Source organism: Paremcibacter congregatus (assembly GCF_006385135.1).
Lineage (GTDB): Bacteria > Pseudomonadota > Alphaproteobacteria > Sphingomonadales > Emcibacteraceae > Paremcibacter > Paremcibacter congregatus.
In genome coordinates this window covers 2,178,748-2,196,312 of sequence record NZ_CP041025.1, presented here as the reverse complement: position 1 = coordinate 2,196,312, position 17,565 = coordinate 2,178,748, and the positions used below count along the sequence as shown (strand labels likewise).

The window sequence follows — 17,565 nt, the reverse complement described above, 5'->3', positions numbered from 1 at the left end:
AGGTTTGTTGAACTCTAGGCCTTTTCCTGCCCTATAATTTCTGCCCAATCTTGAGACCAACTGTCCAGTTCCAAAAGAGCTGGGCCAAGCTTTTTGCCCAATGGAGTTAGGGCAAGAGCGTTTTCCTCGTTTGAAAAAACGATCCCAGCTTCTTTCAGTTCTGACAAACGTGTTGAAAGCGTATCCGGGGACATTCTGTCGCATTTTTTTTGTATTTCCCGAAAACCGCAAGACCCATCTCGCAATTCCCATATTATACGCAGAACCCATCGTCGGCTTAATAGGTTGAGAGCCGCCATAATTGGTCGACCACTTTGTGATCCCTTGACTGACCTTCCCGGCAAGGGAGTCGTTATTTTCTTCATTGTGTTTTTTTCTCTTAATTTTTCGTAGCATCATATTAGACTTTACCCGGTAAATATTCATTACAAATTTCATTTGCGGCAATGTTTCTTTTGATCAACTCATCTGCATCCATGCCATATTCATTCAATATTCGTGTCGTTGAAGAACCGGGCTTCTCAGCAGGAGGAAGAATTCCCAACATTTGCCCTTCCACTCGGGTTTGAAGGGCCGGTATTGATTGTACTTTGCCAAGTCCGGGAATGATGCGCTCAATAAGTTGTAAACTATCTGTTTGCGGAGCTGTCAAAAGTATATTTTTCATATCCTGAATTTTGTCTACTGGCGCTGCGGATAAGCCGGCTTTCTTAAACATAGCTAATATTTTCTGCCTCTTCATTTTCTTGAGCGTATTTGAAATTATCTTGGCTGCCTCATTATCGGATATTGTATTTTGATGTTTGTGTGTTTTTTGCAGTAGAGACAGGATCTGGAATAAGGTCGCATTGGGGGCGGCCAGAAAAACCCACCCATCAATTGCTTGATAAAGCCTGTAGAATGCATTTTCTCCTTTTGATAGCTGGCCTGAAGCTTCCGGCCTTTTTCGTTCGGAAGGGAAAAAAGCAAAAGGGAGCTGGATAAGGCTTGCGGAAGCGGCAAGTGAAGTCCCAATCGAGAAAAGATTCTCTCCTTTAGATTTGCAATATAGTCCCAAGGCCATGCCGAAAGCGGCAGAATAACCCGTTAACGCATCAACGCAGGAGGCTATTGCATGTAATTCAGGTTGATTTGGATCACCGTAACGTTTCATGATTCCTGACGCAGCTTGTAAAACAGGATCATAACCTACCCGGGTATCCCATGGACCTTTCTGTGGGCCGTTATAAGCATTCACGCGGGCATACAGAATTTTCGGATTAATCTTGTATATTTCGGCCTCTGATAAGCCCATACGGCTCATTGCATCAGGTAGATGATTGGTCAGAAGGATATCTGCTGTACGGAGAACTTTTTTCAGGGCATCCTGTCCCTCTGATGTTTTGAGGTCGAGGAGAATACTTTCTTTTCCCTGATTGCCATCAATTCCATACCAGCATGTCATACGTGGACCATGGTTAGGCATAGGTGTTTCTACCTTGATTACACGAGCCCCATATTCTGCCATTGTGCGTCCGGCCACAGGGCCAGCTACCATAGAGCATAAATCAATAACAGTTACACCTTTTAGCCAGTTTGATGCATTGATTTTTGTATGGTCTGACTGATCCACTGAGGGACGATAATGGTATGCACCGTGATATTTTTTTGGGTTCCAATTAAGCTTCTGATATTTTTTTGACCGTGATATCGGTTGTTTATATGTGTTAGAAAAATTGGTGAGCCATACTTGCAGTCCAGGTTGAATGATCTTGCCCAATTCAATGTCATTGATTTCAATAGCAAGGCCAGCTTTTTTTAATTCTGGACTATTAATCCATTCTTGTGTTGTCCGTTGACGCACACAAGGTATTCCGATTTTATTTAATCGTTCTTCCCACTTTTGAGCTGTTTTTTTGGAGAGCTCTTTGGTGACAAGGGCTTTAATATTTTTTTGCCATTTTTTTGAAAGATTGCTTGTCTCTGAAAGGTTATTGCTTAAATCCTTTTGATACGGATTGGAAAAGACTAGACCAGCATTCTTTAACTCGTCAGTAATTTTCAACTCAGTAAACAGCGCTTTTACAATCTTTGAGTTATCAATAGCAAAAAGATATAAAACTTCACCATCCATACAGGTATAACTGGTCATTAAAGCTGGATATGATTTTCGGGCAATATTTAGGAATTTTTGTTGACGGTTATCGCCCCCTCTGGCGACAAATTTTCGATTTAACGGAAGAATAATTTTCTTTAAGAAAAAGGGTAGTCGTGGTGCATCATATCGTGCTGGAGCCTGCTCAATATCCATATAAATACTAGACATGGCGGTAAGCGCGGCACTTGCCAAAGGGACTTCAATATGAAGCCCTGCTCCTTGTCTAGCTGCTCTATTGTTGAGTGCTAGAACTGCGGCTGTTGCGGCATGTATTGAAGCGTAGACTGAGGCTATAGGAAGAGAAGTATAAACAGGATCCAGTCCAAATAAATTTCGTACCGCGTGAATATCCGTATATTGACCTGTCATGGCCGCGATGATTCCTTCATAGGCTTTTAGATCTTTTTTATCTTCTTCATCTGATGTAAAGCCAGGTAAGGAGATGATAATCAATTTGGGGAAACGTTCTTTTAAGTAGGAGATATCCAGTCCCAAACGGCTCATGGCACCGGGGGCGTAATTTTCAATAAAAATATCTGCTTCTTGCATGAAAGAATCAAGTATCATGCGATCAGTATCAATTCTCAGATCAAGAGGAATTTCGAATTTTCCTCGATTCAAAATAGCGTTAATAGGATGATCAACATTCGAGTTTTTCGGAGAGATAATCCGGAGGGTTTCGGCTCCCTGATCAGTCAATAACATCGCAGCTAACGGTCCAGCCAAATGACCCCCAAGGTCAATGATGCGCACACCATCAAGCGGCGATTTATGTGAAGTTACAATAGCCATTATTTGACCTTTTTGGGGAAACGCGTTGCCCAGTCTTCCAGTTCGGTTTTTGCGCCATTGGCAAAATATGAAATGGCATGATACCAGCCGGCAAGGATGAAAAATTCCATCAATTGCGTTTCTGTGAAATGATTACTTAATAAAGTAAATGTTTCGTCACGCAGGGTGCCGGTATCATGAAAGTCATCCACCATATTAATTAGGGCGGCATCCAGAGATGACCAGCATGTATCGCCGCTATCTCCATGAACAAGGGAATATGTTTGATCAGTCGTGAGTTTCGCTTTCTTTGTGAACATTGCGATATGTACCCCCCATTCATATTCACAATGGCAGCGTGCTGTTACCCTAACGATAACAATTTCACGGGAACGTAAATCAAAGGATGCGCCCTCGTTCTGACCTGCTGATAAGAAAAATTTACCCAATTCTCCCATAACTGTTGTTAAGGGTAAATTCTTTACAAAAGTACGAAACAATTTGAGGGTATCAATGTCATTGTTTTTGGGCTTTATGAATTGAAGTGCCGAGGATATTTCCTGAGTGTAGGGAGGATTTAAATGACATAAACGGTTCTTTTTTGTGTGTTGTATCATAGCCTGACTTTCAAAATAAACAAATCTATCTGATACGAAAACCATATCATCGATTATTTCAAAAATCAATACGAAAATCGTATCAATATTCACTTGACGCTATTTTATGGGTGCTATATTAACTTCTAAGTCACGTGTTATGTTCTTTTTAAGAGAATTAAAGCTCAAAGGTGTTTAGGAAGTCTGGGGCTTCATACTACTTTATTTAGAATTATACACACAACAATGAGGAAGTGGAGTTGTGGCTTTTAATCAGGATGTCGCCGACCGATTGATGCCTATTATGGCAAATATACCCAGTACAGAAGAAACCCGCATGTTCGGTGGATTTAGCTATTCACTCCATGGAAATATGCGTGCGGGCATCAATCAATGCGACCTAATTGTGCGGCTTGGTGTCGATAAATTTGAGCTTTTAAGCAAAAAATATGGCGATTGAGGGTGATGGATTTTGCCGGGAAACCCATGGAGGGATGGTGAATGATAGGCGGTTTAGACTGCGATAATGAAACCTTTAAGGGCCTTGTAAAAGAATCGCTTGCTTTTTGTAAAAACTTTAGCCAAAAAGCCACCAAAGCTTCTCTCTCGCACCCATTTATAACTCGAAGACGAGGATTGTCGCGACAATGAATCTATTTCCTAACATCAAGTTACGGACTCACGCATGATAACAAACTCCTCCGCAGCCGTTGGATGAATACCAATGGTATTATCAAACACGGGGCAATTCAAATAATGGGATGACTTGTTCTACTGTTTAGCCCTACACTACATTGCCGCCGCCACAGCAGGACGGCAAGCGCTAAAAGCCTAACTTAAGTAGTGGACCACTCTATGGGAGCACGCCAGAGGCAATGTTGTATACAATATACGGTGCCGATAGATCATTGCTCTGCAAACACTGTGTCAATCGTAATATTTCTAAGTGTTAAAAGCAGTGCATAAATTATACGAATTTTATTGGCTACCACGCACAGTAAAACATCCATGCCGAAATGAATAAAGGAGATAAAAATGAAAGTATTTAGAATTATTATCATCATAGTATTTGGACTTAGCCTAGTATCTTGCGGGCAAAAAAATACAGAATTAGATGATATAAGCGTTGTTGTTCAAAAATATCTTGATGGGACGTCTCAAGGTAAGCCACAGCTTGTAGAGGAGGCATTTCTACCAAGTTTGGAAATTCAATGGCTGGGAAGTAGTGGGGAGTTATTGCGCCGTAAAGGACCAGATTACATCTCTCGAATTGAAGAAGGAAAGGTCGTCCCCCGTTATGGACGGATTATAAAAATTGATTCTACAGACCGTTCCGCAATGGTAAAAGTAGAAATAGAATGGAATGATCGTCTTTATACAGACTATATGCTTATCCTAAAGGTTGAAGGTAAATGGCGTATCGCTAATAAAATTGCAACGTGGGTTGAGCTGGAATAGTTTAAACATGCCAACCACAAGACTACAATCAGTTGGTGTCAATCGATCAACTATCATGCATGAATAGTATTAAGGGCTCTGTCATGTATGGTCATATATGACTGGCCCCATCGACCCAAAGAAATAAATTATAAATCTTAGAATTAGCTTTTAAAAATTAGTCGAAATGAGGCGCCGCCCATATCGTTATTGTGGCAACTAATGCTACCGTGATGAGCGAGCATAATTTGCCGGGATAGACTTAGGCCAATACCGGACCCTTCCTGTTTTGTAGTGTCAATAAGCATTTAAAATTGCCCCACCTTTGGTAGTTGGATAGTTGCAATCAACCCTGTTGGTTTGTTTGCTGTTAAAATAAGTTCGCCGTCATGACCCTCAGAAATTGCTTTGGCAACAGTGAGGCCTAGGCCAAACCCACCTTGATTACTTTCCCGCGCTTTTGAAAGGCGTTCAAAAGGTTCAAGAGCACATATAATCTTATCGTGGGGGATACCCGGGCCATCATCTGAAATGGATATGCTCACAAAGTCAGTCCCGAGCTGCAGGTCAACACGAGCACTACCCGCATACTTGAGGGCATTTTCTATCAGGTTACGTATGGCTCGGGCAAGGGCGTCTGGGCGGCATGTATAGTGGATATTTTGTTTGCCAATGAAGGTGGCCTTCTGGCCTAATTCTGAAAAATCGAGGCATTCGCTTTCCACTAATGCGCTTAGGTCCACATTCCGCATGGGTTCAGTGCGACTTTCCCCTCTGAGGAATTCTAACGCGGAGGTGGTGATTTTTTCCATCTTATTAATGCTTGAAATCAAGTCTTCCCGGATGTCTAAATCATCAATCAACTCAGCTTTAATACGGAGCGCCGTGAGCGGGGTACGTACATCATGGCTTATGGCCGCGAGTGTGTTCGTGCGTTTTGTAATTTCATCCGCTACCTGTTTTTGCATTGCGTTGAAGGATTCTATCGCCCGTTTTACGTCCGGAGGTCCGCTTTCTTCTACTTCAGAAACATTCAGGCCTCGACCAAAGCTTTGTGTTGCGTTGGTCAAATTGTTGAGCGGTTTACTTAAGCGACGCATAAAGAAAATTGCGGTACCTCCGATGATAAAAAAGGCACTGCCGGACCACATAATCCAGTCGATTATATACTGTACATGCCACTCATGTGGGTGAACCTCAGTGTTAAACCATTTGCCCGAACGGAGTTTTATACTAATAACGATACCATCCATTGGCAGGTCGATTTCAGACGGGCTACATAGTTTATAGGAAAAATTGTCTTGAGTGAGACGAGCTTGGCCGACCAATATCAGACTTTCATCAAGAGGCAGTTCCTGAGCGATCCGCATCTCGAGCTGATTGGTTTCTTCAGTAGTACCGTGAAAGTCAAATGGTTTATCAGTCAGTGTATAACCTTCATGACAGGATGATGTGAAAGTAAAAAAATTTTCAAGCTGCTCCGCTTCTATATTTTCAAGTATAGGTTTGATTCTCTTGAGCCTGTCTAAGGTATCCGATTTTTGTGCCGTTTCTATTGCAGTGTCGTTCTTTAAGAACTCAAGAATTGTAAAGGTCGCGAGCAATAATGTAAGTGCTAGAGTAAGAATGGCGATCATCTGTCCAGTCATGCTTTTAGGTATAAGGCGAGAGAATAACTTCATGATACCCACTCCAGTTCGGCTGCAAACACATAACCGCCACCCCACTGGGTCAGAATGATCAGTGGGTTCCTGGGGTCTGTTTCTAGCTTGCGCCGTAAACGGCTGATTTGATTATCAATGCTCCGGTCAAAAAGCTGAGCTTCCCGGCCTTTTGTCAGGTCTAGCAGTTGATCTCGGCTGAGAGTGATGCCCGCGTGCTCAAGGAGGGAGATCAACAGCAGGTGCTCGCCGGAACTTAACCGAATGGCGACATCGTCCGGCCCCAATATTTCCCTGCATGAGAAATCAAAACGCCACCTGTCAAATTTGACTAATCCTTTTGATTGCCGCGTTCTTCGAGGTAGCATCTGGCTGCGGCGCAAAACGGATTTAATCCGTGCGAGCAGCTCCCGCGGATTAAAAGGTTTGTTTACATAGTCATCAGCACCAAGCTCTAGCCCGACAATTTGGTCGGTATCTTCAGTCAGGGCCGTTAAAAGAATAACCGGTATTTGTAATGTTTCTTGCAACCGCTGGCAAATACTAAGCCCATCTTCGCCAGGCATCATAATATCCAGAACGACAAGATCGACACTTGATGTCGCCAGCACCTGATCCATTTCTTTGCCGTCTGCCGCAACAGTTGTCCGAAAACCATGCTTGCTCAAATATTTGGCAAGTGGGTCTCTGATGTCTTTTTCATCATCAATAACAAGTATATGGGCTTGGTTGTTTGTCATCTTTTTCTGCACGTAGATTTTATGGACGCACCTTATATATAGAACGCTTGGCGGGTTTTGTCGCCTCCCCATTGTCAGTAATTTGTATCAAACTGTGTCAGGTAGGCACTTCGGGACAGTTTGATACATTTTTGTGCGACGGGTGACATACTTTTTACGGTCTCAGTTTGTATGATCCGCTGACATTGTTTGAATGTGAGTGAAAAATTTTGTGCGTCAAGCAAGTGTGGCCAAAAGATTAAAATAAATTGTGATGGAGCTGTGTGATTAAACGACAGGTAAAAATAGGGCCTATTATTTTTATTTCCATATTTGTTCTCACGGGCTGTGCGGGCAGTGTTGGGGAGAACAAACCTTGGGTAATGCCATCCAGAATTTCTGAGGGGAATGAGGTTTATCCCGTCCAGCATGTAGATGGATATATCGAAGATGGGCTAACCGCGCTTACGGTCACATCAGAAATCGGTCAGTTAACCAAAATTGCACTTAAAAATAATACGGCAATTAAAGTGGCCGAAGCACGGTACAGCGAGGCAATAGCTAATATGAAGAGTATTGACGCCGGGATTATGCCCAAAGTGGATATTGGTGTTAAAACGACAAGAACGCGTGCGGGAAATGAAAACAGTGGTGTCGCGGCCAGCACCAGTCAGTCTTCAAGTGGTTCGGTTGATCTACGTATTCCGATTGATCTGTTTGGCAAAATAAAAGTCCGTAGGCGTGCCGCAGCCTACGAGGTAGAACAGACCAGAGAGGAACTGGAAAATACCCGCATAGAGGTCATGCGGGATGTGGTTGTTGCTGTAGTTGATGCCGCAGAGCAGAGCCAGTTACAGTCTCTTAATAAAGCACAGCTTGAAACAAGCAGGACATCATATAAGCTTACGGCCTATAGGTATACCAAAGGCCAAGCAAACATCGTGGACGTGTTGCAGCAGCGCGACCTTGTTGCATCGTTGGAACAGGAAACCCCTCGTCTCGTCGCGGAAAGACAAGGTGCCCTTGATCGTCTTTCGCTGCTTATGGGTGCCTTGCCTGGAAATGTTGCGACAAATGGATTTCAAAAACTGCCAGTTCTTCCTGAAATAGAAGTGGTGGTAACGCCGATAGGGCTACTGGGGAGCCGCCCGAATATGAGAGCGTTAAAAGCAGGCGTTGATGCTGCGGATAGTCAACTATCCAGTGCTATTAAGGATCGCTTGCCCTCCTTTGAATTTTCCAGTTCAGCGATTGCCACGCTTAAGTCTGGTGATATTTCCTCTATTATTTCCAGCACACTTTCTGCTGCTTTTACTTTCTTTGATGGCGGTGTTAAGCGTGCCGCTATCAAAGCGCGGCGCGCGTCGCGGGAACGCGCGGGAACGATCTACATCGAGGCATGGCTTAACGCTGTGGTCGAAGTGAATGGATTACTCGCTGAAGAAAAACGTCGGATAACAGAATATGCGTTAGCGAAAGCAAGGCTGGAAAATGCTCGTAACTTACACGCTGCTGCAGAACGCCGCTATCGGTTCGGTGCCAGTGATTACCTCCTGGTATTGACCGCAATGCGCACCATTCAACAACAAGAGCGGTCTTTGCTGACTTTGCAATCCAGCTTGTTGCGCGCTCAGATTAAACTTCATACCGCCATGGGCGGACAGATTATTGCAGAAAGCTCATAGCTTGTGACTTCTACAGATTAGGAATTTATAATGGTAAAAAAATGGCTAAAAACACGGGCTGTCTTGCCGGTAGCGTTGGCGGCTAGTTTCGTTGTTGTTTCTTACGCGCTCATTACGACTGCGCCAGAAAGTAAGCGTAAGCCGGCAGAATATATCGCACCTATGGTTGAGATTATGGACCTGACAACAGGTTCTTATGACGTGACCGTACAAGCGCAGGGTCTTGTGGGGCCTGCACAACAGGAAGTGATACTTCGACCGCAAGTAGGTGGCAAAGTTATCGCTATCCATCCAAGTTTTAGGCCGGGCGGCATGATCCCTGCCGGTGAACCTATCATTCAGATTGAGGCGACTGACTATGAACTTGCACTGAGGGAAGCCGAGGCAAAGCTTGCTAGAGCTATGGCATCAGTAGCACTTGAAAAAGGGCAGCAGCAGATTGCGAAAGAGGAGTTTAATCTGCTTGAGGGAGATTTTTCCTTTGATGAAACGTCAAAGGCCCTTGCGCTCAGGAAACCGCAGTTAAGGCAATTTGAGGCAGAGCAAGCGATTGCGCAAAATGCCTATGACCGGGCGGCGCTTGCGCTGGCTCGCACAAAGCTAAGGTTACCGTATAACGCGCTAGTTCTTGAAACCTCTTCTGCAATAGGTGAGGTTCTCCTGTCAGGTACTGTGACTGGCAAGCTTGCACGGGCGGATAAGTTTTGGGTGGAACTACGGGTACAGCAAAAGCACATGGGGCGACTACACAGCAAAACAAGCAAAAAAGTTGGCGCGTCTGTCACAATCAAATCAAATGGCCATGAATATCAGGGCGAAATTGTGGGTCTCAGGGCTAATTTGGTTTCAACAACACGTATGGGAGGGGCCATAGTTGAGGTGTTAAATCCACTTTATTCTGCTAATAGAACAGGAAAACCCTCCTTATTGATTGGCAGCCACGTAGAAGCGACCCTAGATGCTGGTGCGGTTAATGGTGCTTTTGAAATTCCGAGAAGAGCGCTTCTTGATAATGACAGGCTCTATGTTGTGGATGTCGAGGACAAGCTGCAAGTGCGGGCCGCAACGGTCCTTTGGGAAATGCCTGATAGTATTATCATTTTACCAAATCTTGAGAATAATGATCGAATGATTGTGAGCCGGGTTGCAGGTGTGGCACCGGGTACCAAAGTGAATACCCGTTACCGAAATGACCGGTTTATGCGCGGACCACGCATGTAGAAAAATACAGGCTCAAGATCAGATTCTGTGCAGTAAGACGTGTTGCGTAATCAATAAACTAAGCCGTAAATGAGGCACCCCAATAGTTGGATGTCGCCCTAAATTGGAACAACATCGTGAAAAAAAAGATTTATAATAAATTCAACCCTGTTAACTGGATGGCGCAGAACCATGTGGCCGCAAATCTTCTTATGCTGTTGATGCTTATTGGCGGGATCTTCTTCATGCAGAAGATCAGACAGGAGATCCAGCCCAATTATACCTTCGCTACGGTCATTGTTTCCATGTCCTACCCCGGGGCAAGTCCAGAAGAAGTTGAGGAAAATATCATTCTTGCGATCGAAGCAAGCTTACAATCTGTGGAGGGCCTCGATCGTATCAGATCAACGGCTAGTGAAGGATTTGCAAATGTATATGTAGATATAGAGGGTGGTGAGAATCTTGATCGGGTGTTGCAGAATGTCCGTAATGCGGTGGACATTATTACTTCCTTCCCAACGGATGCTGAACGACCAAACATACGCCTCGATGATGATGCTCGATGGCTCACTACTATTGGTATATCAGGCGATGTCCCTGAGAAGGTGCTTCATGACTTGGTAAACAGGATTAAAAGTGATCTTTTACATATGGAGGGGGTGATCCAGGTACTACCGCAGATCAACAAGGATCCTGAGATTAGCATTGAAATTCCGCAGTCTGTACTGAGATCACTGAATGTAACGTTGCCCGAGGTGGCACAGCGTGTTGGCGACGCTGCAAAGGATGTTCCCAGCGGGGATGTGGAAACCACTGACGGACAATATATCCTGCGCACTGAAGGCCGTCGTGAGTACGGAATGGAGTTCAAGAATATACCGCTAAAGACTGACAGTGATGGCTCTCAAGTGACACTTGGTGATGTAAGCACCATTCGTAGTGGCTTTGAAGAAAATACGTCGTTTTTTAGCTACAATGGTGCCCCTGGCATGATAGTATATGTCTATCAATCGAAAAATTCTCGCGCAATGGAATTGGCGAACCGGGTTCATCAATATGTCGAAGACCTGAGTTCGACGTTGCCTGATACACTAAAGTTGGACCTGCCCAGCAAACGTACCGAGAAATATAGTGAACGCATGGACATGCTTATTGATAATGGTATGGTCGGCTTACTTCTCGTAGTTTTAACTCTCGGACTTTTCTTAAATCCAAGGCTTGCATTTTGGGTGGGGGTATCCATTCCGGTGGTGTTTATTAGTTCTTTTTCGATATTGTATTACCTTGATGTTTCGATCAATATGATCTCGATGTTTGCCTTTATTATGACCCTTGGTATCGTGGTAGATGACGCGATAATTGTCGGCGAGAGTATCCATGCAAAGAGACAGCAGGGGCTATCCGTTCGAGACGCTGTCGTCGAGGGCGCCAATGACATGATCTTGCCGGTAATATTTGCTGTTGGCACCAATATCATTGCCTTCATTCCTCTGATAATGCTCCCGGGTGATATGGGGCAGTATATGAAGTCCTTGCCTATTGTCGCAGTTGTGGTGTTCACGGTTTCGCTGATTGAGGCCCTGTTTATTTTGCCAGCACACCTGAACGCAAAAGATAAAAAGCGGAAATGGCCAAATTTTCTCAAGCCACTTCAGCGTACGCTATTATTCCGTGAGCATGTTGCCAATGGTCTTGATCGTTTTCGCGACATTAAATTCAGGAAGGCGCTGACCTGGGCCATTGATCACCGTTATATCACTGTTGTGTTGTTTACGGGTGGCCTGATACTTATCGCCGCGTGGTTCGAATCCAATCGGATAGACTTTCACTGGTACCCGCAAATACCATCAGACCGGGTGAGTGCTAAACTGACGATGCCTGCCGATGCGTCCTTTGAAGACCTTATTACTATCTCAGAAAATATCGAAGCCGCAGGAGTTTCCGCGATTCAGGAACTCGGATCACTTGATGATGTTGAGAGCCGGTCCGTTTCAGCAGGCCTATATAACTCAGTTTATTCCAGCGTGACTTTTGAACTTGTGAGCGAAAGTCATCGCGAATTTGACCAAAATGATTTCGTTCGCTTGTGGCGTGAGAAGGCCGGGGATGTGCCTGAGGCGCATTCGCTTGTCTTTGACTTTTTGGCAAGCTTTGGCGGCGGCTCCGGCGTCTATGTGGATATGAGGCATTCCTCAAATGTTGTTTTGGAAACCGCCGCTAAGGAACTTGCCGCAACTATGAAAACGATTGAAGGTCTTGTCGATGTTACAGACGGTTTGGCGCAAGGTAAAAAACAACTGCGATACACGCTTACGGATGAAGCCACGTCCCTTGGTTTTACGGAGAATGAACTTGGACGTCAATTACGTGCAGCTTTCTTTGGTGCTGAAGCCGTACGCATGCTTAGAGATAGTCATCAGGTAAAAGTTTGGGTACGGTTGCCTGTGCAAGAGCGCAACTCCTTAAATGATCTTGAAAATTTCGTGGTGAGATCACCTTCTGGTGTAGAACTTCCATTATCTCAAGCAACTGATATTGAATACTCTCGGACGTTTACAGATATCAGACGTGAAGATGGCCGTAGAAATATATATGTTGGTGGTGTAATGGATATGGCTGCGGGCAGTGAGAGTCTGGCGAAGCGCGAACTTACTGAGAATATTCTTCCTGCATTGAAAGCGAAATACCCTGGATTGCAGGCTGGGCTAAGAGGGAGCTTTAGCAGTAGAAGCGGTTATTCGACAATGAGCATGATTGGTATGGGGCTTGGCATTGTCAGTGTGGTGGTGTTTGCACTTATGGCGTCCTTGTTCCGCAGTTATTTACAGGGGTTCATTGTAATTATGACCATTCCTTACTGTATGGCGGCAGCAGTAGCAGGGCATATTATCATGGGTTATGGTTTGACGTCGAATAGCATGTTTGGCATGATTGCGCTTGCGGGCATGGTGGTGAATGGATCCTTGGTGTTAACCAGCAGAATGAATGACTTGATCAGAACTGGTATTGAATATAGAGAGGCCATTATTGAGGGGTCGATCAGCAGGTTCAGGCCAATTCTGATTACATCGCTTACGACGACGGTTGGCCTATTGCCGATGCTGTTTGAAACATCCCAACAAGCGCTGTTCCTTGTGCCGTTCGCAATTGCGCTCAGCTTTGGTACCGTTGTTTCTTCCTTTGTAGTGCTGTTGTTGATTCCTGCGCTGCATGCGATCCATTATGATTTCAAAGCATGGAAGGATGCGGAAGTAGCTGAGTTAGAGGTTACTGCTGGGGTAACGAAGGTATGAGCCTGATTATAGTAGGCCGTACTCTATCTGAAATGAAACTGGATACCGTTCACATTTTACGCCAAAGGGCAATCTTGATGATTATGTTAGTCCTGTTGATTTTGTGAAAGAATGGCTCGATTTTGCATCGGCGACAGATGAGTGGAAAACCACTGAGGCAAATGCCCTGACATGCCCCCATTAAGTGATCCACCTTTTAAGTGGACTTGCTTCATTGTGTAGCGCAAGGTGTCTTAAAATTCTAGGGGCTTGTCAGTAGACACTCCACCGCCTGCAGCAGCTCTCTTTACGGACGGAATAGCGGCGCAGAAGAATATTTAACGATCACACTTGGTACATTGGACGATTCTTCACGGTTTGAGCCAGATGTGACTGTTTTTGCCCGAAACCGCAAGCCCTGGGACATTATGGATGAAGCGGTTCCAACCTTTGACGCACAACCGGCCTGGAAACCCAACGATGGTTTGTGATATCGACACTTGAGCATCTGTTCTCTTGAGTATGAGGCGTAATAGCCATATTTCAGTTGACTTTCTGTTTTCATTTTCATACTCTCAAGAGGTGGCATAATGCCACCATGAATGATTTTGGAGTTTTTAATGGGTCAATCGATCAAGCTTGCGGACGATATTGTAAAAGATGTGCGCTTTGAAGCAAAATTATTAAGACGGTCTGTTGCAAAACAAGCCGAACATTGGCTGCGTATTGGCCAAGCCATTGAACAATCCCCTTCATTTGATTATACCCGAATAAAAGCAGCACTGGCTGGTAAGTTTGATGCAGATAATCTTTCGATTGAAGAGGGTGTTATTTTTGATGAAAAAATCTTCAGTGCACTGGAAGAAACCAGTGACGCAGAAAGAGTATTTTTTGAAAAGCGTCAAAAAGCTGGCTTGGGGGTAGGTGAGGATGAAGAAGGTAATCTTATTTATAAATAAGAACCAATATGGCCAATAAGAGAAAACCCACCCTATATGTGATCGCTGGTCCCAATGGTGCTGGGAAATCAACCTTCTATGAAATAAAGATGAAGCCGATGCTGATAAGCACGCCCTTTATCAATGCGGACATTATCCAGCGCAGCGAGTTGAAAGATAATTCCATGGTGGCGGCTTATAAAGCTGCAGAAATTGCAGAACAGAGGCGTCAGGAATTACTTGCCAACAAAAAAAGTTTTATTACCGAGACCACTTTTTCTCATTCTTCAAAATTGAAATTAATTACTGAGGCCAAGGCGAGCGGATTTCAGATTGTCGTTGTTCATATTAATGTTCACAGTCCAAATTTATCCGTAGCACGTGTTAAGAGCCGGGTTGAAGAGGGCGGTCATAATGTGCCGGAAGAAAAAATTCGGCAAAGATATGAACGAAATCAGGAATTAATCCGTCGTGCGGTTCTTGAGGCCGACAAAGTATTTATTTATGATAATTCAAGATGGAATAAATCTTTGGAAGTATCCGTAGGTTTTGACCAGGGCAAAATTGTAAAGACCAGTGATAATATACCTAAATGGGTTAGAGCCCTTTATAAATCTGAATTAAAGTTGTGCGAGTAATCTTGAGCCTAAATAGGTCCTATCTCAGTCGCCTGGGTTAATCAGTCTCGTTTGATTGTGGGGCTTGTTTGTAAAACTCAGTTTTGCCGAACAGCCGCTCGTGCCACTCAACACCGGAAGACTTTCAGACCCTCAGACTATTATAATTTTCCTAAAATCATCGTTTCAAATTCAAGGCCTTGATGAAATTCCTCAGGTTTTATCCCTGTATTCGTTACAGGTGCCAAAGTAAGGATGCTTGAGGAATTTCAAGGTCAATTTTCCCCGCCGCAAGCGGCTCCTCGCGCCCCAAAATAGATTTTGCAATTCCCCCCGTTCGCATCCTTGAAGGTCTAGCACCAACTCAAACATAGGAGAAAACCAATGCCTAACTCAACAAAACCTAATTACATTGCCTACGACGTTTCTGAAGGTAAAGATGAAAAGTCCATCTGGAACGCTGTCGGTGCCGCTTGGAGCCATAGTGACAACAAAGGCATCAATATAGTCCTTTATGCCGTACCGGTTTCTGGAAAGATCACCCTCAGAACGCCCAAAAGCGATGATGATAAATAATCCCAACAGGGCTGCAGATCAATTCTGTGGCCCTTTCCTGAAAGGAAATATCATGACAAACTCCTATGACATTAGAACAGATACTTTATGTGAAGGCTGGGTCAATTGCTGGCATGAGGGTGACGAACTGGAAACTTTTACAACCATCACGGAGGCACAAGCTGCTATTGATGACTATATGGCTGATCTGAGAACCAATTTTGAAGAGGGTAACCGGGAAGAATTCGATGAAGATCATGAACGGGTACAGTTAAGGATCTTTCATATTCTGACCAGTGAAGCCGTTGGGTAATTCAGAAGATCGCCCTGTGCAGTCTGTTAGCTGGCGGGTAGGGGGGCTTTCCCGTCAATTTGGAAACCTTCGACGTTAAATTTAAATAAAACCCCTTGTCCGCTAAACATAATATGCTGTTCAGAAGTTTCACATATCCAGTTCTGCTTTTCATCTGGTCGTTTTGCGGCGAGTGCATAAGGGGTAAAAAGTGCAATATTCAAACCCTTGTTAGGGCAGCGTGCGGAGATGAATTGAAAGCCGTCTACACCCAATTCTCTCATGATCGTGCCAAGTTTCTGTGATCCACTATAATCCTGAGGATGCTGGAGCAAGTCCTGATATTCTTCAAAAGGAGGCTTGTTTAAATATAATCCAGCCGAACAGTCATATTTTGTAGAATAAATCGTATGTTGTGTTTTAAGTGTGCCAGACGGGGGAGGTTCCGCCATCCCTGTCCAGAATAAAACCCGGTAATAGGCTGTTTCTGCGAGGGCCGTTGGAATATTTTCTGAGCCATAAAAAAGACTAGGCTCATGTTTGCGCCCAAATCGGGAACCCCATTTTAAGGGGGGATAACGAAAGGGGGTTGCTAATAAATAGTCCAGATCACGACAGTTCTCAGGGAGAGGAGGCTTGGATTTCTCAAGAAGCCCTTCTAAAATTGCTTGTTCTTCCAGCGTATCAACAAGTTCCAGTGTGGCAATTTCTTCCTGACTTTCCACAACACGCCAAGCGATACCCCTAATTTTGGAAACAATTGCCGTTTTAATCAGGTCTATTGAGGGAAGATTAAATTTTTCCACGAATGGCATCCAGATATTCAAGAATATGGACAAGACCTTGAATATTCTTCACCTGTTCTTTGGGGACACCATTTGTATGGTGGTTCATGGTGGTAAACCAATGTTTGATATTCTCCGCTTCTCCGCCGACGACAACAAATAAAGAGCGGTAACAGCGAATAAGATAGAGGGCCAGTTCTCCCGCCTTACTGGAAGGGTTTAGACCGCGTGCAATAGACGTACGGTCCCGACCTAATATTTGACCGAGTTCTTCCTGCGTTAAACCCAATGCTTTGGCTGTTTTTAAAACAGCCTTTGCCAGAACAAGTTCATCGTTGGTTTCTTCAATAGTTAGAGCCGTCAAATGAATATCCTCCTTGGCATTAAATGATGCATAATCATCATATAACATAAATGGCGGGAGAATACATCAAAAAAGTTATATAATTAGGGGCGGAGGGTGCAGAAGTAGACTGAGAAATGCTCTGTGCCACTAAAGTGGCGGCCTCTTTCACAGGATCAGAGGCTAGATGAGCGTATCTTGAATTGGCCTTTGATGACCTTTCTCAGAGTTTTCCCCTGTTCTCGTTACCGGTGCCAAAGTTAAGGATGCCTGAACAATTTCAAGGTCTTTTTTCCCCGCCGCAAGCGACTTCCTCGCGTGCCAAAATAGACCTTGAACTTCCTCTCCTATGCATTCTTGAAAATATTGCACCAACTCAAACATAGGAGAAAACCATGAGCGACACATCAAAACCTGATCCATTCCCATCAGCATGGCCAGAAAAGTTTATGGCATTACAAACTCTGTAGAAGGTCAAATGATTTTTTTTAGGAGAATTGGGAGGTAATTTCATACAATAACCCTCTTTTTTGACGCAAAATTGGAAAAACCCCAAA

The 17,565-nt window shown here is 44.2% G+C and carries 17 protein-coding genes; 9 read left to right on the top strand and 8 right to left on the bottom strand.

The annotated features are described in order from the left end of the window. Positions 1-14: 14 nt before the first annotated feature. From FIV45_RS09955 to FIV45_RS09945, 3 genes are all read right to left on the bottom strand, one after another. On the bottom strand, positions 15-299 hold the full coding sequence (locus FIV45_RS09955; protein WP_235868184.1) for a winged helix-turn-helix transcriptional regulator: 285 nt from the start codon (positions 297-299) through the stop codon (positions 15-17). Between the two features lie 101 nt (positions 300-400). Then, a complete protein-coding gene (locus FIV45_RS09950) occupies positions 401-2,929 on the bottom strand; it encodes a CoA transferase (RefSeq protein ID WP_099474970.1) in 2,529 nt (842 codons plus the stop codon). After that, complete coding sequence (locus FIV45_RS09945) at positions 2,929-3,618, bottom strand: carboxymuconolactone decarboxylase family protein (RefSeq protein ID WP_099474969.1); 690 nt, start codon at positions 3,616-3,618, stop codon at positions 2,929-2,931. The genes FIV45_RS09950 and FIV45_RS09945 overlap by 1 nt, the downstream gene beginning before the upstream one ends. Before the next feature lie 148 nt (positions 3,619-3,766). On the opposite strand from FIV45_RS09945, the gene FIV45_RS09940 reads away from it, so the two are divergent. Both FIV45_RS09940 and FIV45_RS09935 read left to right on the top strand, forming a co-directional pair. Further along, entirely contained in the window at positions 3,767-3,964 is a 198-nt protein-coding gene (locus FIV45_RS09940) for a hypothetical protein (RefSeq protein WP_099474968.1), read from the top strand. A 575-nt stretch (positions 3,965-4,539) separates the two neighbouring features. Further along, positions 4,540-4,962, top strand: a complete 423-nt coding sequence (locus tag FIV45_RS09935; protein ID WP_099474967.1) for a nuclear transport factor 2 family protein — start codon at positions 4,540-4,542, stop codon at positions 4,960-4,962. Between the two features lie 143 nt (positions 4,963-5,105). Here FIV45_RS09935 and FIV45_RS18960 read toward each other — a convergent pair whose 3' ends face one another. The 3 genes from FIV45_RS18960 to FIV45_RS09925 are packed head-to-tail and all read right to left on the bottom strand — an operon-like array spanning position 5,106 to position 7,342. Next, positions 5,106-5,249 carry an ATP-binding protein gene (locus FIV45_RS18960; RefSeq protein WP_412973729.1) on the bottom strand — a complete coding sequence of 48 codons (144 nt, stop codon included), beginning with the start codon at positions 5,247-5,249 and terminating at the stop codon, positions 5,106-5,108. Beyond that, on the bottom strand, positions 5,250-6,623 hold the full coding sequence (locus FIV45_RS09930; protein WP_099474966.1) for a HAMP domain-containing sensor histidine kinase: 1,374 nt from the start codon (positions 6,621-6,623) through the stop codon (positions 5,250-5,252). It lies immediately after the preceding gene. Next, positions 6,620-7,342 (bottom strand): response regulator, encoded by a 723-nt coding sequence (locus FIV45_RS09925; RefSeq protein WP_099474965.1) that lies wholly within the window; start codon positions 7,340-7,342, stop codon positions 6,620-6,622. The genes FIV45_RS09930 and FIV45_RS09925 overlap by 4 nt, the downstream gene beginning before the upstream one ends. A 263-nt stretch (positions 7,343-7,605) precedes the next feature. Between FIV45_RS09925 and FIV45_RS09920 the strand changes: the two genes are divergently transcribed. The 7 genes from FIV45_RS09920 (at position 7,606) to FIV45_RS09885 (ending at position 15,901) form a co-directional block, all read left to right on the top strand. Beyond that, positions 7,606-9,006 (top strand): TolC family protein, encoded by a 1,401-nt coding sequence (locus FIV45_RS09920; protein WP_099474964.1) that lies wholly within the window; start codon positions 7,606-7,608, stop codon positions 9,004-9,006. Between the two features lie 30 nt (positions 9,007-9,036). Beyond that, positions 9,037-10,227 carry an efflux RND transporter periplasmic adaptor subunit gene (locus FIV45_RS09915; protein WP_099474963.1) on the top strand — a complete coding sequence of 397 codons (1,191 nt, stop codon included), beginning with the start codon at positions 9,037-9,039 and terminating at the stop codon, positions 10,225-10,227. 116 nt (positions 10,228-10,343) lie between these two features. Beyond that, positions 10,344-13,499: an efflux RND transporter permease subunit gene (locus FIV45_RS09910; RefSeq protein ID WP_133118615.1), complete on the top strand. Its 3,156-nt coding sequence runs from the start codon at positions 10,344-10,346 to the stop codon at positions 13,497-13,499. A 599-nt stretch (positions 13,500-14,098) separates the two neighbouring features. Continuing rightward, entirely contained in the window at positions 14,099-14,437 is a 339-nt protein-coding gene (locus FIV45_RS09900) for a ParD-like family protein (RefSeq protein ID WP_099475022.1), read from the top strand. Positions 14,438-14,445: 8 nt separating this feature from the next. Further along, positions 14,446-15,054 (top strand): ATPase, encoded by a 609-nt coding sequence (locus tag FIV45_RS09895; RefSeq protein ID WP_099474961.1) that lies wholly within the window; start codon positions 14,446-14,448, stop codon positions 15,052-15,054. 363 nt (positions 15,055-15,417) lie between these two features. After that, entirely contained in the window at positions 15,418-15,609 is a 192-nt protein-coding gene (locus tag FIV45_RS09890) for a hypothetical protein (RefSeq protein WP_099474960.1), read from the top strand. 52 nt (positions 15,610-15,661) lie between these two features. After that, the gene (locus tag FIV45_RS09885) at positions 15,662-15,901 is read left to right on the top strand and encodes a hypothetical protein (RefSeq protein ID WP_099474959.1); all 240 of its coding nucleotides are present in this window, start codon (positions 15,662-15,664) and stop codon (positions 15,899-15,901) included. Positions 15,902-15,927: 26 nt separating this feature from the next. On the opposite strand, the gene FIV45_RS09880 is transcribed toward FIV45_RS09885, so the two are convergent. Together FIV45_RS09880 and FIV45_RS09875 are read right to left on the bottom strand one after the other, a co-directional pair. Next, positions 15,928-16,686, bottom strand: a complete 759-nt coding sequence (locus tag FIV45_RS09880; protein WP_204602361.1) for an RES family NAD+ phosphorylase — start codon at positions 16,684-16,686, stop codon at positions 15,928-15,930. After that, positions 16,673-17,029, bottom strand: a complete 357-nt coding sequence (locus FIV45_RS09875) for an MbcA/ParS/Xre antitoxin family protein (RefSeq protein WP_204602359.1) — start codon at positions 17,027-17,029, stop codon at positions 16,673-16,675. The genes FIV45_RS09880 and FIV45_RS09875 overlap by 14 nt, the downstream gene beginning before the upstream one ends. Positions 17,030-17,565 lie beyond the last annotated feature (536 nt).